The organism is Pedobacter sp. (genome assembly GCF_041662865.1).
Classification (GTDB): Bacteria; Bacteroidota; Bacteroidia; order Sphingobacteriales; family Sphingobacteriaceae; genus Pedobacter.
Map to the genome: position 1 here is coordinate 1 of NZ_JBAZRL010000096.1, position 318 is coordinate 318.

At 43.4% G+C, this 318-nt stretch carries 1 protein-coding gene; it reads right to left on the bottom strand.

Annotated features, from left to right (window positions below):
• The coding region (locus WC622_RS16405; RefSeq protein WP_372820772.1) for a hypothetical protein at nt 1–318 on the bottom strand (318 nt) is incomplete at both ends.

Sequence of the window (318 nt, forward strand, 5' to 3'; positions counted from 1 at the left end):
TGTCATTGCTATTACCAGTGCCTACTGGGGCCTGAAATTCTACTTTCCAAACCCCTTCACTTGTGGCTGAAACACCAATACTGATAGGTGTGTAACCCACGCCTGGGCCCGATAGTTCTACTGTTCTGTTTAAAATACGACCCACGCCAGCGGTAGCAACATTATAACTAAATACAGTTCCATCAGGCGAGGTAACGATAATTTGTCCATTGTTTACGCCAAGGGCACTAGAAGCGACTGCAATGCTTTCACCTGCTTTTGCATAAACAAAGTGAGCCCCTTTAGTTTTAAATGGAAATCTGTCTGTATAATTAACAG